The following is a 25,759-nucleotide window of genomic DNA, read 5'->3' as shown; positions in this document are numbered from 1 at the left end:
AAAAATGGATATTGAAGAAGTTCTTGCTGGAATGATTGCTGCATTACGTTCTGGTTCTACTTTTGCAATGATTGTTCACAGTGACTCTAAGTCTCAAAAATGTATTTGCAGTAGTGCAGTTAATACAAAAATTATTTATAAATGGCTTTATGAACGTTGTTTTCCAAAGAACCGCAATATGAATAAGACTCAACGTCGTCAGCTTGAAAAACATATACATACTGTTTCTGAAAGTCTTATGGCTTCATATGAATTGAGTAATACTCTTGGTTGCGCTATGGCAGAATGTGTGGAAGCTACGGCAGCGTCATATCATGCTCAGAAGCGTGCAGAAGATTTACGTGCTGACGTAGCTGCAATGCCAAAAGCAACAATAAAATTACTTACTGCTCTACCTATTTTGGCTCTTTTTGCTGGTGAATTACTAGGTGGGCACCCTATTTTGATGTTAATTACAACAGTAAATGGATGGATTTTATTAACAATAGGTGGAATATGTTATGGATTGGGTTTGGCGTGGGTTAGTTCTATGTTGCAAATATCTCAGCATTCAATGGATGCTGCTTCGCTGGAAGGATGATTTATGGAATCCACAAAGCAGCTTTTGTTTATCATCCCATTGTTTGTTGTAATTGTTTGGCAATGGGTGAGTTTGAAATTAGAGTGCGATTCATTAGATAATCGTATGCGCTTTAACAGTAAAATTATGCTAGTTAAATACGAATGGCGTAATTCAAAAGTTTCATATGTAGATCCGCTTCTTGGTTTACATATGATTATTGTTTCACTTCGTAGTGGTGTTGCTATTACTAGGGCTCTTAGTGCTGTTGGACAAGTGTTTCCTTGTGGTCAAGGCATGTGGCTTTGCTCTGTTTCCAATGCTTTACTTGCAGGGGATACGTGGCATGAAGCATGGTCTTCTACTTATACTAAACAAGATAACTTTGAATTAGAAAATAAATCAAAATTTACTAATCGTAAAAACTTAGATTCTTCAGAAATATTAGCTAGATGGTTAATGACATCTTTAAAAGAATCATGGTGTTATGGCTCATCTCCAGTTCCTGTATTGTCTGCACTTGCTCAACATTATGAGAGGAATATGGCCAATATTGCTAGACAAGAAAGTTCTAGGTTGTCTGTGCGATTGCTGCTTCCTGTTGGATTATGTTTTTTGCCGTCTTTTATATGCATAGGAATTTTGCCAACAGTTATGTCACTTATGCGCTAGCTTTTTAAAAATAAATTTCTAGAAAAATAAATTAGCTTTTATCCACAATGCAATTTTTTTATTTTCATTCGCAAAACAAGTTGTAATAATATTTCTATCCGAAAATTTCGGATAGTTTGAAGTGAAAGGTACAAGATGATGGTTGGGATAATGCAAAAACTTGTTGCACGATGCTCTGTGTCTATGCTTCAAGTAAATGAACAATTAGTGAATATTGAGTCATGTTTGTGTCAAAAAAGAAAACTGTACTCTGACTGTCTTAAAAATAAGGATTCTGGAGCAGTAACAGCTGAGTATGCAGTAGTTATTATTGCTGCTACTGGTTTTGCTGCACTGCTAGTTGCTATTTTGAAATCAGATACGGTTCGCACAACGTTGACAAATTTAGTTAAAAAAGCATTGAAAATCGGCTAACGGCATGCTTTAGCGGATGAAATGAGCTTATGATGCGGAAAGTTATTGTGTGCAAAAGGTTGTTGCGCAAAATTAGTGATTATGACAGAGGGACGGTAACTGCTGAATTTTCTATTGTTTTGCCTTGTGCATTAATGCTGTTATTTGTATTAATTGGCATAGGTAGAGCAGTTGTATGTGCTATGAATTGTCATGATGCTGCTGCGCAAGTTGCGTATTATCTTGTGACTCATAAGGACGATAAAGCTGTCGCAAGTATTGTGCAGTCAGTCGCAGGTCAAGGAGCGTCGGTGAAAATAAGTCGTAGCAATAATATGGCGAATATTGTTGTTAAATGTCCTCTTATTCCTGATCCTCTTCATATTTTGCCGCCTCTAGTGGAAAGTCATGTAAGCCAGGTTTTAGTATGAGTAGGCGCAAGAATTTTGTGAAGCATTCAATAAATTTCATTCATAAGCGATGTAAGGGCATTGACTGCGGTTCTGGCACTATGCTCGGCATTATGCTAGTGATCGCAGTCTGCTCAATACTAGTGCTTTCTGCTATTTTATGTAATGTTCTCGGAGCTAAACATCAAGCTTATGCTGTTGCAACTTCCGCTGCTTTATCTGGTGCTTCTGCGTTGCAAAGAATGGAGGATAATGCGTGCGAGGCTGTTGCACGTACTGTTGTTTCAAGCAATGCTTTTTTGAAATCTTGCAACTCTACTAGTAATGATGTAACTGTTCGTGTTTCTGTTGGGCTGAATATTCCATTTGCTTCTAACGTGGAAGTTTCTGCTAGAGCAGGGCTAGAAGATTGCAATAAGTAGTAAGTAGCAAAAACGAATATAAATATCAGCAGTCGGGTGGCGGCTGCTGATAGTCTTAACTAAGATATATCGGGGAAATAGTTAGGTCGCGGTAGGTTAGGAAACATGGCACTTGCACTGTATCGTAGATATCGTCCTGACACGTTTGATGGTGTTATTGGGCAGGATCAGGTTACCATACCTTTGTCTAGAGCATTAGACCAAGGAAAAATAACTCATGCATATTTATTTTCTGGGCCGCGTGGATGCGGTAAAACAAGTTCTGCGCGAATTTTAGCTCGCTGCATTAATTGCGAAAAAGGACCAACTTCGCACCCATGCGGAGAGTGCCAAAGCTGTAAAGATTTAGCTACTGGCGGTGCAGGTTCTATCGACGTTGTAGAGATTGATGCTGCAAGCCATAACGGTGTCGATGATGCTAGAGAGTTGCGTGAGCGTGCTGGCTTCGCTCCTGCTCGTGACCGTTATAAGATTTTTATTCTCGACGAAGCTCATATGGTTACACAGCAAGGTTTTAATGCTTTGCTTAAGATTGTAGAAGAGCCGCCTGAGCATGTAATGTTTATTTTTGCTACCACTGAGCCGGATAAAGTTATTGGCACTATTCGCTCACGTACACACCATTATCCTTTCAGACTTGTGCCTCCAGAAGTAATGTCTCCATATCTTGAAGATATTTGCAAAAAGGAAGGTATTCTGCCACAGCCAGGAGTTCTTCGCCTTGTTATGCGCGCTGGTGCAGGATCAATGCGAGATACGTTATCTGTGCTCGATCAGCTTATGGTGGGTGCTGTTGATGGTTCAATTTCTTTGGATTCTGCGGTTGCTTTATTAGGTTTTACGCCTAATTCATTGATTAGCGAATTCATTGACGATCTTATTAATCATGATGGCGCTTCGATATACGATGTAGTTCGTCGCGTTATTGTTGGAGGCTACGATACTCGCAAGTTTGTAGAAGATTTATTAGGTAGAGTTCGTGATTTGTTGCTTATGGTATCTGCAGGTCCTAAAGCGGCTTCAAGCTTACTTAATGATGTTTCTCCAGAAGATTTGGAAATATTGAATAAGCAATCTGCAAGCATGACATTGCATGATTTAGCACGTATGGCTCAAACAATTAATGATGCTTTAAGCGCAATGGCTAGTGCAATTTCTCCTCGAATGAATTTGGAAATTTTAGTTGCTCGTTTGCTTGCAGACAGCGAAACTTCAAATACTGTTGCAACTAATTTGCGCATTAATAACGTGCAACAACAAAATATTTCCACTTCTAAGCAGAATATTCAAAATAAAGTATCTTCTGGTGCTCATTTCGTAGGTTCTACAAGCAATAAGAAATATGTTTCTGCAGATAGTGAGAATAATATTACTTCAAATTCTTCGCTACCTTCTGAAACTACAGCATCTCCTATTGCTAAAGCAGAAACGCAATCTGCTACAAACACAAAAGAAATGGAATCTAAAAAAGCGTTTTTAAACGATGCACATAATGCTAATTCAAAGAATGATTCCGTGGATACCGATGCAATGTGGGATAAAGTAGTTTCAAAATTGCCTGATGACGTACGCGAGTATGTAACTCGTGAGTATGTTCCTACAGTGCAACTTACTTCAGCACAATCAGGTCGACAGCGTCTTATTTTGACTTTTAATGAGCCTATGAGTCAACATGCGTTTGCGCTCGCAGTATGCACTACTTCTCCATATGATGGACAAAAAGTGCCAAAAGTAGTAATGAATGAAGTGCATGAGGTGTTTGGAGCGCAAGTAATGATTGCTCCTGCACCAGTTGCTGCTAATGGTGAACAAGTAGAATCTGTTGCTCGAATGGATCCGCAAAAGCTTGCAAAAGTTAAGCGCGATATTTTATTGCGTAAAACTGGTGTATCTGCTGGTTTTAGTAATAAAACTGATTCTGATAGCAACGGAATAAATAAAAATCCTATTAAAAAAGAATCTTCGGGTTTTAGTGGCGCTGATGGCTCCGCAGCATCAGTAGCTTCTGAAAATACTGCGGATGAATTAAGTGATATTGCAAATGCGGATGATGATGTTTGGGCAGACATGTCGTCTATGCCTATGTCGGATGTGATTGCAATGCCGGAAAACTCTTCTTCTGAAGAGTCTTCTTCTAAAGACTCTTCTACTGAAGATGAGCCTGTGCCTCATGCAGCAGAGATTGCAATACAGAAGAGTTTGCATTCTCATAACCGAGATGAAGCTGTTTCTGGTGTCTTGGATCAAGCTAAACTACAGTCTCAAGTTCAGAATGCAACTAATACTTCAGAATTGTCTGCTGAATCAATTCAGACTACTGTTTCTCCTACGAATGGAGCTACTGCTGACGAATGTTCAATGGATGATGCTTCATTAGAATCAGCAACATCTGTAAGCACTGATGAGCTTAAACAAATTTTTGAAGTTAAATCTGTTGAAGAATTTGCTTCTAGTGATCCTAAAAATCCTAAAAATGCGATTATGAGCGTTAAGAAAAAGCAAGAGGAGTAGTTTACAGTGCATAATTCATCGTCATATGACGGAGCAATTGGTCGCTTAATTGAAGCATTTTCAAAGCTTCCAGGGATTGGACCTAAAGGCGCTCAGCGTATTGCGTTTTACCTACTTTCTTCCTCGGATAAAGATGTACAAGAGCTAATAGACGCAATTAATAACATGAAAGAAAGTGTGCGTTTTTGCGATGTATGCGGAAACGTATGTGAGCAGAGCCCTTGCATAGTATGCGCAGATCCTCGACGTGACCATAGCAAAATTTGCGTAGTTGAAGAACCTAAAGACATTATGAGTATTGAGCGAACTCATGAGTATTCAGGTGTTTATCATGTTCTTGGTGGTGCAATTAACCCAATGGCAAATGTTGGGCCGGGAGACTTAGCAATTACGCAATTACTTGAGCGTCTTAAAGATGAAAAAGTTCAAGAAATTATTCTTGCTCTTGATCCTGATATAGAAGGCGAAGCGACTGTTACGTATTTGGCTCGATTGCTCGATCCTCTAGGAATTAAAGTTACTCGCTTGGCAAGTGGATTGCCTGTTGGTGGAGATTTAGAGTATGCGGATGAGATCACTTTAGGTCGTGCATTTTCTGGTCGTCAATCTGTGTAATTTTGAATATTGTTTTTGTGCGCGCATGTCATTATCAATAAATAGGGCATAGTTGGTAGTCTGATATTGAAGCCATTATTTGGCATATCCTGTGCGTTTATCAATTTGACATGAGCGAGGGGTAAAAATTGGCACTTATCGTACAGAAATACGGTGGTTCTTCTGTAGCAGATACAGATTCCATACAACGTGTTGCCAAACGCATTCTTTCTACAAAAGCAGCAGGAAATGATGTTGCTGTTGTAGTTTCAGCAATGGGCGATACAACTGACGATTTAATTGATCAAGCAATGAGTGTAAATACTCATCCTCCTGCTCGCGAAATGGATATGCTTATGACAGCAGGCGAACGAATTTCTATGAGTTTGCTTGCAATGGCTATTCATGCCCAAGGATCTCATGCTTATTCTTTTACTGGTTCTCAAGCTGGATTTATGACAGATACTCAGTTTGGAGCTGCGCATATTCGTGCGGTTAAGCCTGATCGTGTCAGAAGAGCTCTTAGCAAAGGCAGTGTTGCAATTGTTGCCGGGTTCCAAGGAATTAATGAAGTTGGAGATGACACAACTCTCGGTAGAGGCGGTTCGGATACTTCCGCTGTAGCGCTTGCGGTTGCTTTAGGTGCTGATGTATGTGAGATTTACACGGATGTAGATGGAGTATTTACTGCGGACCCACGTATTGTGCCAACTGCAAAACGTATTCCTGTAATCGATTATGATTCAATGCTTGAAATGTCATCTTGCGGTTCGCGCGTGCTTGCGTTGCGTTGTGTTGAGTACGCTCAGCGTTTTGGTATGCCTCTTCATGTTAGAAGTTCATTCTCGCATAGGAACGGAACGCTTATAGTTCCAAATAATATTAATCCGAACGATTTGCCTAATCTGAATTAGAAAATACAAAACTAAATATTAATAAACAATGTCAAATAATCTTCGAGCTTAAGGGCGGTAACAATGGTAAACCATGATATTCTTTCGACTATGGGCGATTTATTTCCTGATTTAGGTCCGGAAACTCCTGTTATTTCTGGCGTTGCTCATGATCGCAGTGAGGCAATGATTACTGTTCGCGGTATTCCAGATATTCCTGGCATGGCTGCGAAAGTATTTACAACTCTTGCAAAAGCAAATGTAAATATTGACATGATTGCGCAAGCAAGTGCTTCTACTGGTACAGCAGATATTTCTATTACTGCTCCAGGAGCATCAATGGAAGCAGTACGTAAAGTTCTAGAAGAAGCGCATGATGAATTGAAATTTACTTCTATGGATGTTGTTCCAGTAGTAGGAAAAGTAGCTGTTGTTGGCGTTGGTATGAAAACCCATTCAGGATTGGCTGCTACCTTCTTCACTGCGCTAAGTGAGCATGGTATAAATACTTTGATGATTTCTACTTCGGAAATTCGTATTGCTGCCATGGTTCCTGTTGAACAAATTGATGAAGCTGTTCGCGCTTTGCATACTGCTTACGGTTTGGATGCAAGCCAAGTTGAAGCAGTAGTGTACGGCGGAAGCGGGCGCTGAAGCAATTTAAATTATTAAATTAATAAATTAACTAAATTATTTGAATTGTAGAATTGTAAAAACTGTAGAAATTATACGTACTTACTTTTAAGGGAGTCTCGATGACAATTATCAACGAAAAAGGCGTGAACGTGGCAGTACTTGGCGCAACTGGCCAAGTTGGTATGGTAATGCGTCGAGTGCTTAACGAGCGCGATTTCCCAATAAAAGATTTACGTTTTATGGCTTCCGCTCATTCTGCTGGCACAGTTTTGCAATATCGTGGCAAAGACGTAGTCGTAGAAGATGTAGAAAAAGCAGATTTGCATGGAATTGACATAGCTATTTTTTCTGCAGGCGGCGGAACTTCAAAAATTTGGGCTCCGAAATTCGCTGAAGCCGGCGCAATTGTAGTAGATAATTCTTCGCAATGGCGTATGCATAACGACGTGCCTTTGGTGGTTGCGGAAGTAAACCCTGAAGATTTAGATACTATTCCAAGAGGAATAGTAGCAAATCCAAATTGCACAACTATGGCTTGCATGCCTGTATTAAAGCCGCTTGCTGATGCTTTTGGATTAAAACGTTTAATTGTTTCGTCTTATCAAGCTGTTTCTGGTGCCGGTCGAGCCGGTGCTTTGCAACTCATGAATGAGGCTCAAGCTGCATTAAACCAAGGAGCAGATAAACTCGTTTTCGACGGTAGTGCAATAGATTTCCCTGAACCTACAAAAGTTGCTCGTACTATTGCTTTTAATGTAGTGCCTTTTATCGGTTCAATAGTTGATGACGGATCTGAAGAAACTGACGAAGAACAAAAATTGCGCAATGAAAGTCGTAAGATTTTGCATTTGCCAAATCTTGCAGCCTCATGCACTTGTGTGCGCGTAGGTGTTTTCACTGGTCACGGCATGAGCGTAAACGCTGAGTTTGAGCACGATGTAACTCCAGACATGGCTCGCGAAGTATTGAGCAAGGCTCATGGAGTCGAGCTTAACGATATTCCTACTCCTCAGCTAGCATCCGGAAAATCTGCAAGTTATGTTGGAAGAATCAGGCAAGACCAAGCAGTCGATGGAAATAAGGGATTGGCACTTTTTATCACTAACGATAATTTGCGAAAAGGTGCTGCATTAAATGCTGTGCAATTAGCTGAAATTATTGCTAAAAAGCGTAATTTTCTAAACTAATTATGGTTATATTGCGCTCGCGATTATGTAAGATTTTGCGTAAACTGGAATTATGTCAATAGCGTCTGAAGAAATACAGCAGCAACTCGATCGTATAGTGGCACTTGGGTATCCAGATGTGGCTGATATGAGTGCCGATGCTTTTCGTAAGTTGGCAAATCCTATATTGTGTGCGCTTGAAAATAGTAGTTTAGGTGCGAATATTTTATTGGTTCCTACGCGTGAATTAGTTTCGCCTGAATCGTTGATTTCTCGTACTAGTATTAATCGCATGGCTGGATTCACCACTATGCCTCCGCGAGATATCATAAGTTTTCTTCCTAAAGACGGGTATGAGTTTCCTGAAGGCCCGTTCTATATAGTTGTCGATCCGCATACTGGCTCATCGTATTTGAATCGAGAGCCTGATGTTGCTCGTAAACTTATTGATTCTGATGAGCGTTTGCCTCTTACGCTGGAAGAAGGGCTTGCTATTGCAACACAACATCCAGATTGGCTTGAAAGCAAGAATGGATTTAATTTGCTTGGTTCGCAAAGCGCAGATGGGCGTGTGCCAAGTATATGGATGAGTCAATGTGCTCCTCGCTTAGGTGCTGTTTGGCCAAATTCTCGTCATACTTGGCTTGGTAATGCATATTGTATGGAAAGATGTGGAGTGTCGTCGCTGAAGTAAGTTAGCGAATTTTGCGCTCATTTAGTAAAATAGTACGAAATATAACGGTAGATAATACAAATAAATAGAAGTTGAATTTTATAGTTTCTCATATTGTGAAGGTGCGTTGTGGCATATATAACTTTTGATCATGTAGTGAAAGAATACCCATCAGGTTCTAGTGCTGTGCGAGCTTTGGACGATGCCAGTTTTACTGCGCAAAGTGGCGAGCTTACAGTAATTTTAGGTGCATCTGGCGCGGGAAAAACTACAGCATTAAATATTTTGGGCGGTATGGATACTGCAACAAGCGGTCGTGTTGTTGTTGGTGATTGCGATGTTACTAAGCTAAAAGGTCGTAATTTGGTTCGCTACCGCAGAGAAGACATTGGTTTTGTTTTTCAATTTTATAATTTAGTTCCAAATTTAACTGCTCTTGAAAACGTAGAGTTAGCTTCGCAAATTTGTGCAGATCATTTTGACCCTGCTCAAACGCTTATTGATGTTGGCTTGAAAGAAAGGCTACATAATTTCCCAGCTCAACTTTCTGGCGGTGAGCAGCAACGCGTATCTATTGCGCGCGCTCTTGCTAAAAAACCTAAATTATTGCTATGTGACGAGCCTACTGGTGCTTTGGATTATGAAACAGGTAAGGCAGTATTGCAATTATTGCAAGACATTTGCCGAACTGAAGGCATGACAGTGCTGATTATTACTCATAATGCTGCAATTGCTCCTATGGCTCACAAAGTTGTTCGTTTCCGTTCTGGAAAAGTTGTAGACGAAACTGTGCAAGAACATCCTATGGCTATAGCCGATATTGAGTGGTGATTAGGTGGTTGTTATGCGGAAAGTAGCAGCAGTTTCAAAGCAATCTGATAATAAAAATGCCAATAATGGCAGTGAAGGTAAGCGCATGCATTCATTGCTGCCAATAGTATTTATTAGCGCAATTAGAATGTGGGTTCGCGAATGGCGCCGCTTTTGCGTTCTTGCGGTTATTGCAATGCTTGGCGTTGCTGTTATGACTGGTATTTATGCAGGATGCAACGACATGTTTCTTGCTACTAACGATATGTATGCGAAGTTGCATGCTTATGATTTGCAAATCGTATCTACTCTTGGTTTAACTAAAGACGATGTTGCAGCATTACGCGCGTTGCCAAGTGTGAGTGAAGTTGAAGCAGAGCGTTCTTGGAAAGCAACAGCGCACGCAACAGATGATACAAAGTCTTCATACGCAATGAATTTCGTGCATTATGTAGAATCGCAAAAAAATCTTAATCGTTTGCATTTGCTTAAGGGCAACATGCCTAAAAATAATAGTGAAGCTGTTGTAACTCAGCGATTTTTACACGATAGTGGCTTGAGCATTGGCAATGTGATAGTAGTCAATATGCGGCAAAATGCGGGCGTTGGAAGTCGTGATTCTTCCAATTCAAAGTCTAAAACTTATCGTTTGCGCATAACTGGTAGCGTGCTAGATAGCAACGATTTAAACAATCCTGATGGCTATCAATCTAAAGCATTTCGCAACTCTGTGACGTCTAGATATCCAATATTTACTTCTGCTGCTCCTGATAACGTGACTAGCTTGCCGTATACGGCAATATCGGTGCGTTTGAATGATGCTCAACATGTCAATGTTTTTTCTAAAGATTATCGTGGCATCGTCGACGATGCGTCTGAACAGATTCAAGAACGCGTGCAATCTAAACGCGAAAAAGCTCGACGTAATCAAATTATCGACAAACAAGTTAATTTAGAATTAAAAAATATTATTGCAAACGATCCCAGGCTTCAGCGCGCTCCAAATTTTGTTAAAGAGCAAGCAAAGGAGCAAATTCGTAAACAAATTAAGTCAGAGATTCAAAAACGTATTCCTCAAGCTCAATGGCATATATCTACTCGCATAGCTAACGACAGTTATGCTAGTTTGCGTTCTGACGTTGCTTCAATACAGTCACTTGGATACGCTTTCCCGGCAGTATTTCTTGTTGTAGCAATGATGATGAGTTTAACTGCTATGGCTCGTATGGTTGAAGAAGAGCGAGGGCTTATTGGAACTTACTTAAGTTTGGGATACGGTCGTTCTACTGCAGTAACAAGACATGCTTTCTTCGCAATATTCGCGTGCTTTGTTGGCGGCGGAATTGGCGATATTATGGGTTTTCTTGCAATCCCTTCACTTTTACTAAAAATCTTGCGTGGTTTATACGCTGTTCCAGACGTTAGTTTGAAGTATGACTGGCTATATGGCTCTTTGTGTGTGCTAGCATTTGTGATTCCTGTTGCAATATGCACAATAGTTGTTAGTTGGCGAGAAACAAAACAAGTTCCTGCAGCTTTGTTAAGGCCAAAAGCTCCAAAAGCTGGTTCTCGCGTTCTTCTTGAAAGGTTGCCTTGGATTTGGAAGCGAATGAGTTTCTTAAATAAGGTTACTGTTCGCAATTTGGCGCGATTCAAAGGCAGATTGTGCATGACTATCGGTGGAGTTGCCGGTTGCACAGCGCTTATTGTTTGCGGTCTTGCTTTGAACGATACTGTTGCTACCCTGGGTATTCGCCAATACGAGGGAATTTATCGATACGATATGATTTCTATCTCAGCTCCAGGATCTTTTCAAAATATGAAGAAAAGCGTTGAGCAAGACAAGTCAAATAATAAAGTAGAAACTATTCTTCCGGCTTATGTGGGCTCTGGAGAAATAGCTAAAAATCAATCAAATAAGTCGAATAGTCGTCATGTTGAGGATTCAGAAAGCGTTCAGTTGGTTGTTGTAAAAGACACGAAAACTTTGTCTCATCTTGTAAATTTGCAGGATGTGAACAATAATCTGCAAACTATTAAACTTACGGATGAAGGTCCGTTGCTTTCTCAAAGCGCTGCTGCATCTCTGGACATTACTCGTGGTAGCGAAATTAATGTGACGAATACTAGTTTTAAGCGTGCGAAGGTTAAAGTTAAAGCTATTGTTCGTAATCTTATTGGTTCTAATATTTACATGACTGAACGTTGCTACGATCGTTTGTTTAATGGTGAAAACAGTAAGCTTTTGAAACATAATGCGTTAATTTTGCGTTTGCGCGGTAGCGATAATAATAAAATTAAATATGCAGACAATGTTTCTGAACGTGACGGTGTGCTTGCTGTTATGAATATTACGCGTATGAAGCATGCTTTTAGTTTTGATCTTATGAATGCTGTTGTTGCTTTAATCGTAACTTTGGCTGCCGGCTTAGCTTTGGCTGTGCTTTTTACTCTTGCAAGTACTAATATTTCGGAACGTACTCGCGAAATGGCTACGCTGAAAGTTCTCGGTTTTTATCGTAGAGAAGTTCATTCCTATGTGCATAAAGAAATGCTTACTTTAACTGTTATCGGTATTGCTGTTGGATTGCCATTAGGAAGGCTTATTGCAGGATTGTTGACTAGCGCGCTTCGTATGCCATCGTTGTATTTTGAAGTTGAAGTAGCTCCTTTAAGCTATTGCATTTCTGGCGTTGCGACGCTAATTTTTGCGTTAATTGTGCAATGGGCTACCAACCCAGCTTTGGATCGCATAGATCCAGTAAGCTCGCTTAAAAGTGTGGAATAGTTGTGCGAATTGTGGAATGCGTAAATGAATAGTTAAGGGTTCCCTATAAAATTAGAGATTCGTGGCTACTAAAGAACGGAGTTGTAATAATGAGTGAGACTGTGAATAGTGACATTAATGTAGATTCTAAACAAACAGAATCTGCAGAGACGCACAATAGCACATCTTCTCATAATCAATCTTCAAACCAATCTTCTCGCGTATCTGCGCAAGAAGATGCAAGTAGCAATACAAACCAAATGGAGCGTAGTCTTACCAAGCGTCACGTGCAATTTATTGCTATCGGCGGCACTATTGGCACAGGTTTGTTCCTTGGTTCCGGAAAATCTATTAGCTTAACAGGTCCTAGTATCGTATTCGTTTACATTATTGTGGGCTTGATTATGTTCTTGCTGATGCGTGGCATTGGCGAACTTATGTATAAGGATCCGAACCAGCATACTTTTATTAGTTTTATTACACGTTATCTTGGCAGAGGTTGGGGTAATTTTGCCGGATGGTCGTATTGGTTTGTGCTTGTACTTATTGGTATGAGCGAAATTACAGCAGTTAGTACGTATTGCGTCACATTCTTCCAAACTTTCGATATTGACGTAAGTCATTGGAAATGGCTGATAGAAGTAGTATTTTTAGCGGCTTTAGTGTGCATAAATTTGGTGGCTGTAAAGCTATTTGGGGAAACTGAGTTTTGGTTCTCAATGATTAAAATCACGCTAATTGTTGCTCTTATTGTTACAGCCGTAGTTATGGCTTTAATTGGTTATCATTACTCTGCAACTCCTTTGCATGGTGGCGTAATAAGTCCTGCTGGTCACGCTGGATTAGATAATATTTTCAACAATTTCTCGCTTATGCCAAACGGCTGGCTTTCTTTCTTAATGAGCTTCCAAATGGTGTTTTACGCGTATCAGCTTATTGAGTTTGTTGGTGTGACTGTTTCGGAAACTAAGAATCCTCGTCAGGTTTTGCCAAAGGCTGTTAACGAGATTATTGTGCGCGTTCTTGTTTTCTATGTTGGTGCTCTTATAGCGATTATGCTTATTGTGCCATGGCAGCAGTTTAAGGCTACGAATGCAGAAGGCGTATTTATGTCACCGTTCATTATGGTGTTCCAATATGCTGGATTGCATTGGGCTTCTGCGCTTGTGTTCTTTGTGGTTATTACGGCTGCATCTTCTGCGCTTAATTCTTTGCTGTATTCTGCAGGTCGCCACATGTATCAGATTGCTCTTGAGTCGCCTTCGCCTCTTTTGGGTAAGTTGCGTAAGGTTTCGCGCACGAAAGTTCCTGCTCGCGCGATTTTGTTCTCGTCTGCTTTAATTCTTCTTTCGCCAATTATTAATTCGATTCCTGGCATTCATGGTGCGTTTATTTTGTTTGCTTCTGCTTCTTCTGCAGTGATAATCATGATTTACATTTTGATTATGGTTACGCATCGAAAGTATCGTGAATCCGCTGATTTTATGCCAGACGGCTTCGTTATGCCGCATTATAAGCTTTTGAATTCTATTACTATAGCGTTCTTTGTTTTTGTGTATGTGACTTTGTTTATTAGTGACGATACGCGAGCTTCTGCAATTGGCGGACTAGTGTGGCTTGTATTGTTCGGCGGATACTGCGCTTTGCATCAGCATTGGCAGAATCGCGATTTAGCTGAAGCATTGGGGAAGTAGAGTACTTCTTTACTTGATTTCTGTTATGCTTGCTGTGTGCGAATTATTGTTGCAGATTGCAGTGCAGAATATACAGGTAGATTAAATGCCACGCTTCCTTTAGCTAAGCGAGTGTTGCTTATTAAAGCAGATGGCAGCGTACTTATTTTTTCTGAGCTTGGTGCGTATAAACCACTTAATTGGATGGTAGCTCCTTGTACTATGCGTGTTCTGCGTAAAGAAGATAGCGATGAATCTGATGCTGGCATTGTTGTAGATGGCTGTATTTTGCGCGTTGCTGCCGCTAAAAGCGATGATTTGCTTATGATTTCGCTCGAGCATGTTTATAGCGATAATACTTACGATTTGGGTGAGGACCCTGGCTTGGTTAAAGATGGTGTTGAGGATCATTTGCAACGCTACTTGGCTGAGCAGATTGAGCGAATTGGCGATGGTGCTACGTTGGTGCGCCGCGAGTATCCTACGCCTATCGGACCAGTGGATATTATGGCTCAAGATGCGGATGGTGTACATGTTGCTATTGAGATTAAGCGACATGGTGGTATTGACGGTGTTGAGCAACTTACGCGTTATTGTGAGTTGCTGAATAGAGATCCGTTACTTAAGCCGGTTAGAGGTATTTTTGCAGCGCAAACTATTAGTCCGCAAGCTCGCGTTTTGGCTGAGGATCGTGGCTTTACTTGCTTAATATTGGATTACGATGAAATGCGTGGAGTTGAGTCCAACGATCTTCGTCTGTTCTAAATATGTGTTCTAAAATATGTGTTTTAAATATGTAAAAACCCCTCGGGAAGGAGGGGTTTGTTATTTATGAATCGCTAGTTAATTTTGCAACAGTTTGCAAAATTTACAAATCTCACGAAGCATAGAGAATATCGACTACAAAGTAAAGTGTTGCGTTTGCAGGAATAGTTACGTTTCCGCGCGCATCCTTCTTTTCTTCTTTACCGTAGCCATCTTCTGGTGGAATTACCAAAAGAACTTGGGAACCGACTTTCTTTCCAGTTAAGCCTTTAGTCCAACCAGGGATTACTCCTCCAGCAAGTTGGAAGTCTGCAGGTATGCCGCGAAGCCAAGAAGAATCAAACTGATGCAGTTTGCCGTCTTTATCGGTAGTCCAACCAGTGTAATGAGCGGAAACTGTGTCTTTTGCAGTTACTTCTTTTCCAGTTCCTTCAATCAAAGTTTGAGAAACAAGCTTTCCGTCTGGCACGTAGTTATTTTTATCTAAGCTTGGGGCTCCAGATTTATCAAGAGTTACTTTCGGCAAATTTGCAGGGATGTCCGTAACAGCTTTGCCTGTTGCTCTAGTTATAGCCTTTGATCGCGAAACCATTGTAAGAACCATAATATATGAAGGATTTTTGGCTCCTCCGCTTACGCCCAAAGCAATAGTAGAATTAATTTTCTTGCCTTTAATCAAAGCGTAATATGGGCGGCTTGTAGAATTTTTACTAATGTAAATTGAGCAATCAACTTTGCCTTTTTCCCAAGTATTCATAAGCTCTTTGCCGGTTTTGGAGTCGAACACAATGCCCTGAGAGCATACACGATCGCCTTCTTCAATTGCTTCTCCGTTGCCTCGCTGCAAAACGGCGTAAGTATTTTGATTTACTTTTACAGGCGTTTTCAGCGTTATTTTAGGCTTTTTCCCAAGCTCTCCAGATGCGCTTATGCCTTCCATCAACTGCATTCCAGCTTTTTGAGCGTTCTCATCAATTAAATTGTTTTTGTTGTTGTTGGAACTCTCTGCGCAGGAAGCGAGCACTACGCACATTGCTAGTGCGCTAATAGTTGCGAAAGTGCGAAGTAAAAGAGATTTTTGTCCTAAGGTTTTGATTTTTTTCATAGCCTCACATTACCGCCTGACGCTGATTTTTACATCAAAACATGCAAGTAATATTAAAAGATTGTAGAATAGTATCGTTATGACAAATATAGAAGATGCTTCTGATACAGAAGGACGACCAATGCGACGACCAATGCGACGGCTCACTTTGCGCAGTAAAATCATGCGTGGCGGTGTAGCTCCATTTTTTGCTTTGCTTGCAGTATTAAGTGTTGTTCTCGGTGTTGCTAACGCAACATTTTGGAAGCCTAGTAACGTGGTTATTGCGTACACTAAAGTATCTGGAACTCGTTATATTGTCACTGATCCTGGTGTTTTGAATCTTGTAGATAACAGGGTTCGTATTAGCGTTGCGGCTTTGCATACGCGTAAGCCTATTTGTGTTGCAGTAGGTTTAACAAAAGACGTAAGAGGCTGGGTGGCAGGTTCTCCAGTACAAAGAATTACTGGTTTGCGCGATTGGAATAATCTTTCAGTTTCTGAAATGTCTGGTAAAACCTCTATGCAAGCGGAAGGCTCTGTTGACATTAAAGATCCTGACGTAAAGTTCCAAGAATCTAATTTGTGGCCTATAGTTACGTGCCAGCTTGGTTTAGCGAAATTGGCAATAAATACTGCAGATTATGTTCAATCTTCTGGTTCTGCGTCGTATGATCATGCTGTTGCAAGCGGCACAATGCCTAAATCGGGCACTCACTCTAGTAAGTCAAATAGTCATGATGCGTCTTCTTCTTCACTGCGCTCGCAAGCAGCTAGACGTGTTTTGTTAATTGATTTAGGAGATAATGTACCAGAAGCTTCCGTAGAATTTCGGTGGCGTCGTAATCAAATTCCAGATTTTGCAACGCCGTTATATTTTGTAGGAGCGCTTTTTGCAGTATTAGCTATACTTTCTGCAACTATTTTTGCAATGGCTCCGCATCGTCGTCGTAATAAGCAATTAATAGCTAGCCGTTCAGGAGCGTTGACAGTAAAGTCTGCGCAGCGTGACGAAGTTACCTTTGCTGAAGCAATTTCTGGAACTATGTCTGGTATTTTCGGCCACAAACGTCGTAAGAAGGATTCTGGAAGCCACGCAAGGCACGGGACTCATGCACGTCGTCGTAAAGATTCAATGCAAAGTGACGACTCAAATGGTATGCAAATAACTCGTGTTGCGTCTGCTTCTACAGCAGTTGCATCTACTGATTCTTTGGCTGAAACTACCGTTATTGCGCAAGATGAAATGCTTGCGTTTGCTGCGCGCTTTATGCAGCAACATGACGATAATTCTTATTTAGATAACTTAGATAATTCTGATGATGAGTTTAATGATTTACAAAATCAGGATGATTCAGGAAACGCGGAAGATTCTGCAAACGCGGAAGATGCAGAAAATGCGAAATATTCTGAAAATCCAACAGAATCAGAAAATCCAGAGAATAAGCAATATAAGCGAAATTCTCAAAATATTAAGACTCCGCGAAATAAGAAAAAATCTTATGCAAAAGCGTCATATAGCGATAATCTGAACGAACATAAGGATAAGCGTCAGCAGCAAAATAAGTATGCTCAGCAGAATAACAAGAGACGTAACCGTCAGAATGATAGAAACAATGCTAATAATTCTGAAAAGTTTGCAAAGAAACGTTTGGAAACGGCTAAGCCTTCAGATATTAGTAGCAAGATTTCGCATGAATCTACTAAGAAAAAGCCTAATGATCGCGAAAACTATCGCAACTCAGAATCGGATAAACGTCAAAATTCGTCTAAAAATAGCAACGATAAGCAGTCTCGCATAAAACGAAATGGGTTTAGAGGAGACGGCGGTAACGGTCGCTACAGAAAAAATGTGAAAGGCTACCGCGGTAATTCTTCAAGTGAGCGAGGAAATGAGTAAAATGCGTAATACTAATGTCGATATTCACCGCGTAAAAAGTAAAAATAGAGGCGTATTGCGCAACAATATAGTCACATTAATAGCATGTGTTGTATCAACGGTTATGGTAACTGGATTATCTGCTTGCGATGGGCAGGTGCCGAAACCTGCTGAAGCGCGCAGTAGTCAAGAGTTACCTAATTTGACTATGCTTCAAGAAAAAGATATCCGCTTAGGTTTGCTTCGTGAGCTAGAAAAAGCAAACGACGAAAAAGATGTGGATTCATTATCTAAAGCAGTTTCTGGACCTGCTCTTGACATTCGCACGAGCGAGCTCACTATTGCAAAGAAAACTGGGAACTTAGATCCTAAGACCACTATTCCGCGTGAAGCTGCACAAACCATTGTGCCAACTAATTCTGGTTGGCCAAGAGATTTAATGACTATTACAACTACTACTAAAGATCAGCAGTCAAAACGTCTGCTAGTTTTACGTCAACAGAGAGCGCGTTCGAATTACAAACTTTGGGCTGTCGCTCGCTTATTCCCTGGAGTGCATCTTCCTAAATTTGCTGTGCCAAGTATTGGTTCTTCAATGGGTAAATCTAACGATACTGGTTTGGTGATGACTCCAGATGAAGCAGTAGCTGCGTATGCTGACGTTTTACAAAATGGTGAAAATAGTAAGTATGCAAAGCATTTTGCTGACGATTATTTGCGTAAAAAGTTAGTTGAACTTTCTAAAGCAGTGCAAGCTGGAATGGAGCGAAATAAAGGCTCCCAAGAACAAGTCTTTACGCCAAATCTCAAACAGATAAGCATTATGCGTTCAAGCGATGGAAGCGATTTGGTTGTTGCTCGCATAGATTCTGTGTGGACTCGTAAAGCTGGCGAAGGGCGTGAATCTCGTCCTGCTTCTGATGAAGAAAAAGCATTATTTGGCGACGGTAAAGCAAAAGGTACTATGCGAGTAACTTACGTAAATGTTATTGCTCTAGTAGTTCCTCCAGCTAGTTCTCATATGAAGATTATTCCTGTTGGCGCTGAGCGTCAGCCTATTAAAGTAGAAGCTTTATAAATTTTGTAAGTACAATTTAGTGTGCTTGGAAAAGAGGAAAAATGGTGAGTAGCAAAGCGCAAGGCATGAATCCTGGCGGATTTTCGCTTGCTGGGGCTGTAGATTTAGAAGGCGTAAAGCGTCGCGTAGAAGCTCAAGCTAAGCAAGCTGCTAAAGCTGCATCGGGCTCTACTGGTTCTTCTGCTCCAAAAGCTGGCGGCTATGTAATCGATGTTAATGAGCAGTCGTTTCAGGCGATGGTGCAAACGTCCGTAAGTTTCCCAATTGTTATTTTGTTTTGGCAAGCTAATGACGAAGCCTATTATGATGTGGCGCAGAAATTAGCGGATGCTGTTAACGCGCTTGACGGTCGTATGCAGTTAGCTCGTATCGACTCTGATGAAAGCCCAAGTATTGCTCAAGCTTTGCAAGCGCAGCAGCTTCCTGCAATTTACGGTTTAATTGGCGGACGTCCTATGCCTATTGTGCAAGGTTTACCTAGCGACGAGGAATTACAGCAGATTTGTAGCACTATTTTGCCGCAATTGGTTCAGGTTGCTGAACGCTCGGGCGTTGCTGGAACTGCTCCTTTTGTGGAGGCATCAGTTGAGGAAAAGTCTGAAGCATCTAAAGACGCAGATCAAGATAGTTCCGAGAATAATTCTGTTGAGAGTGTTCCGCCTGCTCATGAGCAAGCTCATTCGCTTGCTATGAAGGGTGATTATGAAGGTGCTGCACGCGAGTATGCAAAAGTAATGGAAGCAGATCCTCATGATGTGATTGCGTCGCGTGAGCATGCAAAGGCTTTGCTGCTTTCGCGTAATACTAATACTGATGTTGCTGCTGTTAGAAAGGCTGCTGGCGATAATCAGGATGATTTAGATTCGCAGCTTGCAGTAGCAGATGTAGATATGATTGACGGTCATATTGATGACGCTTTCGGGAGACTGCTTGACTTCCTTGCAGCTGGTCATAAGAGCGATGCGGATGCTATTCGTTCTCGTATGCTTGAGTATTTTGCAATGCTTCCTGCAGATGATGAGCGTCTTGCTCGCGCTCGTCGCCGTCTTGCAATTCTTCTTTATTGATTATTGTGCGATGGTGCGTTTTTGGCGACTTATGTAGTATTAAACAAAAAAGCCAAGAACCACAACAATCGTGAGAAATTTGTGTGATCCTTGGCTTTAGTAGCGGGGCATGGATTTGAACCATGGACCTCTGGGTTATGAGCCCAGCGAGCTACCGAGCTGCTCCACCCCGCGTCGGCTACTTTTAGCAGCTCTATCTACGATAGGTGCAAATTTAAATTTGTCAACTTTCGGGCGTGTCTTACTGTATTTAGTTAGAATTTTACGATTCGTGCACATGAGTGACGTATACACAATAAACATAAACAAGTGTGGGGTATAATAAACACATGCCTATTAAGATTCCTGAAGGATTGCCAGCGCGAAGCATATTAGATGCTGAGCGAATTTTTGCGTTGGAGCGCCCAGAAGCAGAACAGCAGGATGTTCGACCACTTCGTTTGTTGATTTTGAATCTTATGCCCAAAAAAATCGAGACAGAAACTCAGCTTTTGAGACTCATTTCTAAGTCTCCTTTGCAAGTCGACGTCGATTTTATGAAAACTTCTACGCATGTATCAACGCATGTTAGCGCTGATCATTTAGTAAAATTCTATGAAAATCTTGACGCACTGCGTAACAACTATTACGACGGATTTGTTGTGACGGGCGCTCCTGTTGAGCATATGGAATTTGAGGATGTCGACTACTGGCACGAATTTACGCAAATTCTTGACTGGGCATCAACACACGTTTTCTCAACAATGTATTTGTGCTGGGGCGCAATGGGTGCGCTTTACTACCGATATGGCATAAAAAAGCATGTTCTCAGCAAAAAAGTTTTTGGCGTGTTCCCGCAATATTTGCAGGATGAGTACTGTTTTCTTACAAATGGTTTTGATGAAATCGCTTTACAACCGCACTCTAGAATAGCGAGTGTTGATGTTGACAGCATTTCTGCAGATAAGCGTTTACAGATTCTTACGTATGGTCCCGAATCTGGTCCGGGCTTAGTTGCTACGCGTGATTTTTCTGAAGTTTTTGCGCTCGGGCATTGGGAATATGGTAAAATGACTCTTGCGCAGGAATATGAGCGTGACATGTTAAAAGGTTTGAGCAACGTGCCATTCCCTTACAACTATTTCCCTAATGACGATCCAAAATTAGAGCCACTATTTTCTTGGCGTGCACACGCGAATTTGCTTTGGCGCAACTGGCTTAATTGGGTGTACGAAACTACGCCTTACGATCTTTGTGATATTCCTCATTTAAGAACTACTGGAAGGCTTGGAACTGAACGTTCTATAAGGCATGAGCCAGCTTCTCCGCGCTCCGATAATTTTTATCCATTTGACGGTGTTAAGTACGGTATGAACAAATAAATTTCGACATTGCGTAATTAGTTGCGTAATTAGTTGCGTAATTATGTACAAGCAAAGAGTACAATCAGCAGTTAGATATATTTTTCGTTTCGTGCCCCGCGCCTTACGAAATATGAAACATATGATCTAGTTGATATATATGCCGCAAGAATGATTGAATTGAGTATGTGAGTGAGCGGCACTGAATTGAGGCGTGTGAACGGATTGCTATAAGGAGGCACTTATGGATGTAATGGTTGATGTTTTACAGAAGACCACAACTGTAGCTTCTACTGTAGCTTCGAATAAACCAGAGCTACCTAATATTAGTGAGTTTTTGCCTCCAGAAATTTTGTTCCAAGGCACTCCATTTGCCATGAATCGCATTATTTTGGTGCGCTTACTTATGGCAGTAGTAGTAATGATTATTTTTGGAATTGGTGCTATGCGAGCAAAGGTTGTTCCTGGCAGATTCCAAAGCGTGCTTGAAATTTTGATGGATTTTGTGCGCTACAACATTGTTTACGAAATGATTGGCGAGGAACGCGGCAAGCGCTATGTGCCAATGATGTCCACGTTATTCCTCACTATTTTCTTCTTTAATCTTTGTTCTGTGATTCCAGGATTAAATATGGCTGCAACCGCAACCATTGCTTGTCCGTTGGTATTTGCTTTGTGGGTTGTTTGCCAATATCTTATTGCTGGCATTCGCGAAAAAGGTTTTTTGCGATTCTTCCGCGAAGCATTGTTCCCAGCGGGTGTGCCATGGCCGATTTACTTTATTCTTTCGCCATTGCAGCTCATAGAATTAATAATTGTGCGACCACTTTCGCTTACAATTCGTTTGTTTGCGAATATGATTGCTGGCCATTTGCTGGTGGCCACTTGTTTAGTATTCACCAATTTCTTCGTGGTGGATTCCAGCAATAAACTCCTTGCCTTAGGCGGTGCTTTGTGGCTGCTTGGTGGCATTCTGTTTACCCTATTCGAAATTATGGTAGCTGGCTTGCAGGCATTTATTTTTACAGTGCTTGCTTCAGTCTACATTTCGGAAAGTTATCCGGAAGAGGAAGAAAAGTCTGCTGTTGTAGCTGCTTAATAAAAGTAGTGTAGATTTTCAGATTTTACATATCTTACGGGTTTATACTGGTTACTGTTTCAACAGAAAGGAAACCAATGAATAGTATCATCGCTCTTGCAGGTTTGACCGGCAACCTGAGCATTCTTGGCTTTGCTGTAGCAACTATTTCCCCTGCACTCGGCATGGCAATAGTAGTGTCTAAGGCTATGGAATCTACTGCACGTCAGCCAGAAGTTGGCAACCGCATTCAGCTGTTTATGTTCGTCGGCTTGGCATTTATTGAGGTTTTGGGCTTGCTTGGCTTCGTTTCCTACATTATGGGAGCCTGAACAAAACTTACAATGCACAACACGAATAGTGTTGAAAGAATAGAAAGGACAAGCCATGGCATATGCAGCCGGAAGTAATAAGTTGGCGTTGTTCTTGCCTGAGCCTTATGACGTACTGTGGTCATTAGTAGTTTTGGTAGTTCTTGCAGCGTTTTTCTACAAGTTCGTTATGCCTAAATTCCAGGCAATTCTCGACGAGCGTGCAGAAAAAATTGAAGGCGGAATGGCTAAGGCTGCTAATGTGCAGCGTGAAGCAGACGAGTTAAAGAGCCAGATTGAAGACGAACTTTCTCAAGCTCAAACTGATGCTGCAAAGACTCGTGAAGAGGCTCGATCGGAAGCTTCAAAAATTATTGGCGAAGCTAGACAACGCGCTGAAAAGGATGCTGCGAAGATTATCAGTGAAGCGCAGCATTCTATTGAGGCTCAGCATAAGCATGCCATGTCCAGCCTCCAAGGAGAGGTGTCGGTTCTTGCAGCAGCTTTAGCTGGCAAGATTCTTGCATCCAAATTGGATGACGATACCGTCAGCTCCAAGATTATTGATCATGTGATCGATGAAGTTGGAGACACTAAAAATTCGGATCAAAGCAAGTAAAGTAATGTGCAAAACTGAATAATCGCAAAATAAAATTACGGTTATTTCATTTTGTATTATTTGCATTACTTCGTTTTTTACAGAAACGAGGAGGTAAGAATGCCAGAAAAGGCATCGCGAGCAAACGATAGTTTGTCGCGTTCTTCGCTTGCTCAGGCCATCTCAGATGCGCACGATGAAGCGCAGCGCATTTCGGACGAGCTTTCGTCAATGATGGACATGATTGATAAGTATCCTGAGCTTTCTGATGCGATTACTGATCCGAATAGGTCTTCGGAAGATAAGTCTCGCCTTATTGACGAGCTTATTGGAGGTAAGGCGCACCCTGTTGTATTGCGCATTATGCATTATCTAGTAGGAACTTGGCACGGAGGTGCCGAAAGCGGTAAAACCGGTAGCTTCGGCGGCGCTTGGTCAGGATTTGAGCGTGAAGCTGGAGAAACATTGGTTACAGTTACTACTGCTCAGCCGCTTACAGATAAGCAAATTAAGCGTTTGATTGAAATCTACAGCAATAAGTTGGGTCATCGTGCATACATTAACCCAATTGTGGATCCAAACGTGCTTGGTGGTATGCGTATACAAATCGGTGATCAAATAACCGATCGCACCATGTTGATGCAGCTTAAGCAGTTGCAGCGTTCTGCGCGAAATGGTGCTTGGACACAGGCAGTGAAGTAGTAAATTAAGGAGAATTATGGCGGAACTATCTATTGATCCCGCCCTGATACGCAAGGCACTCGACGGGTTTGTTGACTCGTATAAGCCTACCGACATGCCAACGCAAGAAGTTGGCTATGTTGTTACGGCTGGTGACGGCATTGCGCACGTAGCTGGATTGTCCGGCTGCATGGCAAACGAGCTGCTCACATTCGAGAACGATACCTTGGGTCTTGCGTTCAACCTTGATGCACACGAAATCGGCGTCGTTATTCTCGGCGATTTTACAGGCATTGAGGAAGGGCAGGAAGTATACCGCACAGGCGAGGTGTTGTCTGTGCCGGTTGGTGACGCTTATCTTGGTCGTACTGTGGACCCGTTGGGTAATCCAATCGATGGTTTGGGTGCGATTGAGTGCAGTGAGCGTCGTATTCTTGAAGCCCAGGCTCCAGACGTTATTCACCGTCATCCAGTCGATGAGCCATTGTCTACTGGTTTGAAGGCTATTGACGCAATGACGCCAATAGGTCGTGGTCAGCGCCAGTTGATTATTGGTGACCGTCAAACAGGTAAGACTGCAATCGCAATAGATACTATTATTAACCAGCGTGCTAACTGGGAAACTGGAGATCCAAAGAAACAGGTTCGCTGCATTTATGTAGCAATCGGTCAAAAGGGTTCCACTATTGCTTCAGTGCGTCAAAGCCTTGAAGAAGCAGGAGCTATGAAGTACACCACAATCGTGGCAAGCCCAGCTTCTGATTCTGCAGGTTTTAAATACATTGCACCTTACACTGGTTCTGCAATCGGTCAGCACTGGATGTATAACGGCAAGCATGTTTTGATTGTTTTCGATGATTTGTCGAAACAAGCAGAAGCATACCGTTCAATTTCCTTGCTTTTGCGTCGTCCACCTGGGCGTGAAGCTTACCCAGGCGACGTGTTCTACTTGCACTCTCGTCTGCTTGAACGTTGTGCTAAGCTTTCTGACGATTTGGGTGGCGGTTCTATGACCGGTCTTCCAATTATCGAAACCAAGGCAAACGATGTTTCTGCATACATTCCAACCAACGTGATTTCTATCACCGATGGTCAGATCTTCTTGCAGTCTGATTTGTTCAACGCAGGTCAGCGTCCAGCAGTAGACGTTGGTATTTCCGTGTCTCGTGTTGGTGGCGCAGCTCAGGCTAAGGCTTTGAAGAAAGTCTCCGGCATGTTGAAGATTTCCTTGGCTCGTTACAAGTCTTTGGAATCCTTCGCAATGTTTGCTTCTGATTTGGATGCAGCCTCAAAGGCGCAGCTTACTCGCGGTGCTCGTTTGACTGAGCTACTTAAGCAGAAGCAGTTCTCTCCTCGAGCAATGGAGCAAGAAGTTGTTTCCGTGTGGGCTGGTACTCATGGAAAGCTTGACGATATTCCTGTGAAGGATGTGTTGCGTTTCGAAAGCGAATTGTTGGATTACTTGGATAAAGGAACCGACATTTTGCAAGTAATTCGCGATACTGAAGACTTCACTAAGGAAACTGAAGCCAAGCTTGATGCAGCCATTGATGATTTCCGTAGGACGTTTAAGACATCTGCTGGCAAGCCTTTGATTGTAAAGGATTCTTTGCCGCCGGCTGAAAACCCTGCTCCTGTTGAGAAGGAACAGCTTGTAGCTAAGCCAAAAGCAGACAGTCGCGAGCCTGAGGGGAAGTAG

The 25,759-nt window shown here is 41.7% G+C and carries 25 protein-coding genes and 1 tRNA gene; 24 read left to right on the top strand and 2 right to left on the bottom strand.

The features are described from left to right. The first annotated feature begins 4 nt into the window (after positions 1–4). From HXT34_RS05700 to nucS, 15 genes are all read left to right on the top strand, one after another. Complete coding sequence (locus HXT34_RS05700) at positions 5–580, top strand: type II secretion system F family protein (protein WP_421784791.1); 576 nt, start codon at positions 5–7, stop codon at positions 578–580. 3 nt (positions 581–583) lie between these two features. Then, entirely contained in the window at positions 584–1,231 is a 648-nt protein-coding gene (locus HXT34_RS05695) for a type II secretion system F family protein (protein WP_415683199.1), read from the top strand. Between the two features lie 138 nt (positions 1,232–1,369). Then, complete coding sequence (locus HXT34_RS05690) at positions 1,370–1,645, top strand: DUF4244 domain-containing protein (protein WP_421785470.1); 276 nt, start codon at positions 1,370–1,372, stop codon at positions 1,643–1,645. A 29-nt stretch (positions 1,646–1,674) separates the two neighbouring features. Beyond that, positions 1,675–2,055, top strand: coding sequence for a TadE/TadG family type IV pilus assembly protein (locus tag HXT34_RS05685; RefSeq protein ID WP_421784789.1), 381 nt, complete (start codon positions 1,675–1,677; stop codon positions 2,053–2,055). Beyond that, positions 2,052–2,456, top strand: coding sequence for an Rv3654c family TadE-like protein (locus HXT34_RS05680; RefSeq protein WP_415688995.1), 405 nt, complete (start codon positions 2,052–2,054; stop codon positions 2,454–2,456). Before HXT34_RS05685 ends, HXT34_RS05680 begins: the two co-directional genes overlap by 4 nt. A gap of 105 nt (positions 2,457–2,561) precedes the next feature. After that, a complete protein-coding gene (locus HXT34_RS05675) occupies positions 2,562–4,967 on the top strand; it encodes a DNA polymerase III subunit gamma and tau (protein ID WP_421784787.1) in 2,406 nt (801 codons plus the stop codon). Positions 4,968–4,973: 6 nt separating this feature from the next. Then, positions 4,974–5,582: a recombination mediator RecR gene (gene recR, locus HXT34_RS05670; RefSeq protein WP_391496164.1), complete on the top strand. Its 609-nt coding sequence runs from the start codon at positions 4,974–4,976 to the stop codon at positions 5,580–5,582. Between the two features lie 128 nt (positions 5,583–5,710). After that, positions 5,711–6,475, top strand: coding sequence for an aspartate kinase (locus HXT34_RS05665; protein ID WP_288230963.1), 765 nt, complete (start codon positions 5,711–5,713; stop codon positions 6,473–6,475). A 63-nt stretch (positions 6,476–6,538) separates the two neighbouring features. Further along, positions 6,539–7,108 (top strand): ACT domain-containing protein, encoded by a 570-nt coding sequence (locus HXT34_RS05660; protein ID WP_004105778.1) that lies wholly within the window; start codon positions 6,539–6,541, stop codon positions 7,106–7,108. 101 nt (positions 7,109–7,209) lie between these two features. Next, positions 7,210–8,277: an aspartate-semialdehyde dehydrogenase gene (locus HXT34_RS05655; protein ID WP_421784784.1), complete on the top strand. Its 1,068-nt coding sequence runs from the start codon at positions 7,210–7,212 to the stop codon at positions 8,275–8,277. A 52-nt stretch (positions 8,278–8,329) separates the two neighbouring features. Beyond that, positions 8,330–8,950, top strand: coding sequence for a DUF5701 family protein (locus HXT34_RS05650; protein ID WP_004574183.1), 621 nt, complete (start codon positions 8,330–8,332; stop codon positions 8,948–8,950). 108 nt (positions 8,951–9,058) lie between these two features. Beyond that, entirely contained in the window at positions 9,059–9,760 is a 702-nt protein-coding gene (locus HXT34_RS05645) for an ABC transporter ATP-binding protein (RefSeq protein WP_116431974.1), read from the top strand. An 85-nt stretch (positions 9,761–9,845) separates the two neighbouring features. After that, entirely contained in the window at positions 9,846–12,527 is a 2,682-nt protein-coding gene (locus HXT34_RS05640; RefSeq protein ID WP_415687393.1) for an ABC transporter permease, read from the top strand. A 239-nt stretch (positions 12,528–12,766) separates the two neighbouring features. Continuing rightward, a complete protein-coding gene (locus tag HXT34_RS05635; RefSeq protein ID WP_415689405.1) occupies positions 12,767–14,200 on the top strand; it encodes an amino acid permease in 1,434 nt (477 codons plus the stop codon). Positions 14,201–14,236: 36 nt separating this feature from the next. Next, positions 14,237–14,944: an endonuclease NucS gene (gene nucS, locus HXT34_RS05630; RefSeq protein ID WP_415683203.1), complete on the top strand. Its 708-nt coding sequence runs from the start codon at positions 14,237–14,239 to the stop codon at positions 14,942–14,944. A 112-nt stretch (positions 14,945–15,056) separates the two neighbouring features. On the opposite strand, the gene HXT34_RS05625 is transcribed toward nucS, so the two are convergent. Next, entirely contained in the window at positions 15,057–16,049 is a 993-nt protein-coding gene (locus HXT34_RS05625) for an FKBP-type peptidyl-prolyl cis-trans isomerase (protein WP_421784780.1), read from the bottom strand. Between the two features lie 79 nt (positions 16,050–16,128). On the opposite strand from HXT34_RS05625, the gene HXT34_RS05620 reads away from it, so the two are divergent. Genes HXT34_RS05620 through HXT34_RS05610 form a run of 3 tightly spaced genes read left to right on the top strand, consistent with a single transcriptional unit; the run spans position 16,129 to position 20,052 of the window. Next, positions 16,129–17,928 carry a hypothetical protein gene (locus tag HXT34_RS05620; RefSeq protein ID WP_421784778.1) on the top strand — a complete coding sequence of 600 codons (1,800 nt, stop codon included), beginning with the start codon at positions 16,129–16,131 and terminating at the stop codon, positions 17,926–17,928. Beyond that, entirely contained in the window at positions 17,921–18,985 is a 1,065-nt protein-coding gene (locus HXT34_RS05615; RefSeq protein ID WP_419398835.1) for a hypothetical protein, read from the top strand. The genes HXT34_RS05620 and HXT34_RS05615 overlap by 8 nt, the downstream gene beginning before the upstream one ends. 41 nt (positions 18,986–19,026) lie before the next feature. Next, the gene (locus HXT34_RS05610; RefSeq protein ID WP_421784776.1) at positions 19,027–20,052 is read left to right on the top strand and encodes a tetratricopeptide repeat protein; all 1,026 of its coding nucleotides are present in this window, start codon (positions 19,027–19,029) and stop codon (positions 20,050–20,052) included. 100 nt (positions 20,053–20,152) lie between these two features. Here the strand turns inward: HXT34_RS05610 and HXT34_RS05605 are convergent. Beyond that, a tRNA-Met gene (locus HXT34_RS05605) sits at positions 20,153–20,226 on the bottom strand. A gap of 155 nt (positions 20,227–20,381) precedes the next feature. Between HXT34_RS05605 and HXT34_RS05600 the strand changes: the two genes are divergently transcribed. From HXT34_RS05600 to atpA, 6 genes are all read left to right on the top strand, one after another. Next, entirely contained in the window at positions 20,382–21,413 is a 1,032-nt protein-coding gene (locus tag HXT34_RS05600) for a homoserine O-succinyltransferase (RefSeq protein WP_415689004.1), read from the top strand. 223 nt (positions 21,414–21,636) lie between these two features. Continuing rightward, on the top strand, positions 21,637–22,491 hold the full coding sequence (gene atpB, locus HXT34_RS05595) for a F0F1 ATP synthase subunit A (RefSeq protein WP_004109952.1): 855 nt from the start codon (positions 21,637–21,639) through the stop codon (positions 22,489–22,491). 77 nt (positions 22,492–22,568) lie between these two features. Continuing rightward, positions 22,569–22,802, top strand: coding sequence for an ATP synthase F0 subunit C (gene atpE / locus HXT34_RS05590; protein WP_004109950.1), 234 nt, complete (start codon positions 22,569–22,571; stop codon positions 22,800–22,802). A gap of 55 nt (positions 22,803–22,857) precedes the next feature. Next, positions 22,858–23,400, top strand: coding sequence for a F0F1 ATP synthase subunit B (locus HXT34_RS05585; RefSeq protein ID WP_415687115.1), 543 nt, complete (start codon positions 22,858–22,860; stop codon positions 23,398–23,400). A gap of 99 nt (positions 23,401–23,499) precedes the next feature. Beyond that, positions 23,500–24,081 (top strand): F0F1 ATP synthase subunit delta, encoded by a 582-nt coding sequence (locus HXT34_RS05580; RefSeq protein WP_004574172.1) that lies wholly within the window; start codon positions 23,500–23,502, stop codon positions 24,079–24,081. Positions 24,082–24,097: 16 nt separating this feature from the next. Continuing rightward, positions 24,098–25,759, top strand: a complete 1,662-nt coding sequence (atpA, locus tag HXT34_RS05575; RefSeq protein WP_012913755.1) for a F0F1 ATP synthase subunit alpha — start codon at positions 24,098–24,100, stop codon at positions 25,757–25,759.

Origin of the sequence: Gardnerella sp. DNF00983 (genome assembly GCF_049244265.1) — a bacterium.
Lineage (GTDB): Bacteria > Actinomycetota > Actinomycetes > Actinomycetales > Bifidobacteriaceae > Bifidobacterium > Bifidobacterium vaginale_J.
This window is presented reverse-complemented; position numbering and strand designations above follow the sequence as displayed.

Bases quoted from the DNA above. Each gene is read 5' to 3' on its own strand.
- HXT34_RS05700 (WP_421784791.1), top strand. From the start codon at position 5: ATGGATATTGAAGAAGTTCTTGCTGGAATGATTGCTGCATTACGTTCT.
- HXT34_RS05695 (WP_415683199.1), top strand. From the start codon at position 584: ATGGAATCCACAAAGCAGCTTTTGTTTATCATCCCATTGTTTGTTGTA.
- HXT34_RS05690 (WP_421785470.1), top strand. From the start codon at position 1,370: ATGGTTGGGATAATGCAAAAACTTGTTGCACGATGCTCTGTGTCTATG.
- HXT34_RS05685 (WP_421784789.1), top strand. From the start codon at position 1,675: ATGATGCGGAAAGTTATTGTGTGCAAAAGGTTGTTGCGCAAAATTAGT.
- HXT34_RS05680 (WP_415688995.1), top strand. From the start codon at position 2,052: ATGAGTAGGCGCAAGAATTTTGTGAAGCATTCAATAAATTTCATTCAT.
- HXT34_RS05675 (WP_421784787.1), top strand. From the start codon at position 2,562: ATGGCACTTGCACTGTATCGTAGATATCGTCCTGACACGTTTGATGGT.
- HXT34_RS05660 (WP_004105778.1), top strand. From the start codon at position 6,539: ATGGTAAACCATGATATTCTTTCGACTATGGGCGATTTATTTCCTGAT.
- HXT34_RS05655 (WP_421784784.1), top strand. From the start codon at position 7,210: ATGACAATTATCAACGAAAAAGGCGTGAACGTGGCAGTACTTGGCGCA.
- HXT34_RS05650 (WP_004574183.1), top strand. From the start codon at position 8,330: ATGTCAATAGCGTCTGAAGAAATACAGCAGCAACTCGATCGTATAGTG.
- HXT34_RS05640 (WP_415687393.1), top strand. From the start codon at position 9,846: ATGCATTCATTGCTGCCAATAGTATTTATTAGCGCAATTAGAATGTGG.
- HXT34_RS05635 (WP_415689405.1), top strand. From the start codon at position 12,767: ATGGAGCGTAGTCTTACCAAGCGTCACGTGCAATTTATTGCTATCGGC.
- HXT34_RS05625 (WP_421784780.1), bottom strand. From the start codon at position 16,049: ATGAAAAAAATCAAAACCTTAGGACAAAAATCTCTTTTACTTCGCACT.
- HXT34_RS05620 (WP_421784778.1), top strand. From the start codon at position 16,129: ATGACAAATATAGAAGATGCTTCTGATACAGAAGGACGACCAATGCGA.
- HXT34_RS05615 (WP_419398835.1), top strand. From the start codon at position 17,921: ATGAGTAAAATGCGTAATACTAATGTCGATATTCACCGCGTAAAAAGT.
- HXT34_RS05610 (WP_421784776.1), top strand. From the start codon at position 19,027: ATGGTGAGTAGCAAAGCGCAAGGCATGAATCCTGGCGGATTTTCGCTT.
- HXT34_RS05600 (WP_415689004.1), top strand. From the start codon at position 20,382: ATGCCTATTAAGATTCCTGAAGGATTGCCAGCGCGAAGCATATTAGAT.
- atpB (WP_004109952.1), top strand. From the start codon at position 21,637: ATGGATGTAATGGTTGATGTTTTACAGAAGACCACAACTGTAGCTTCT.
- atpE (WP_004109950.1), top strand. From the start codon at position 22,569: ATGAATAGTATCATCGCTCTTGCAGGTTTGACCGGCAACCTGAGCATT.
- HXT34_RS05585 (WP_415687115.1), top strand. From the start codon at position 22,858: ATGGCATATGCAGCCGGAAGTAATAAGTTGGCGTTGTTCTTGCCTGAG.
- HXT34_RS05580 (WP_004574172.1), top strand. From the start codon at position 23,500: ATGCCAGAAAAGGCATCGCGAGCAAACGATAGTTTGTCGCGTTCTTCG.
- atpA (WP_012913755.1), top strand. From the start codon at position 24,098: ATGGCGGAACTATCTATTGATCCCGCCCTGATACGCAAGGCACTCGAC.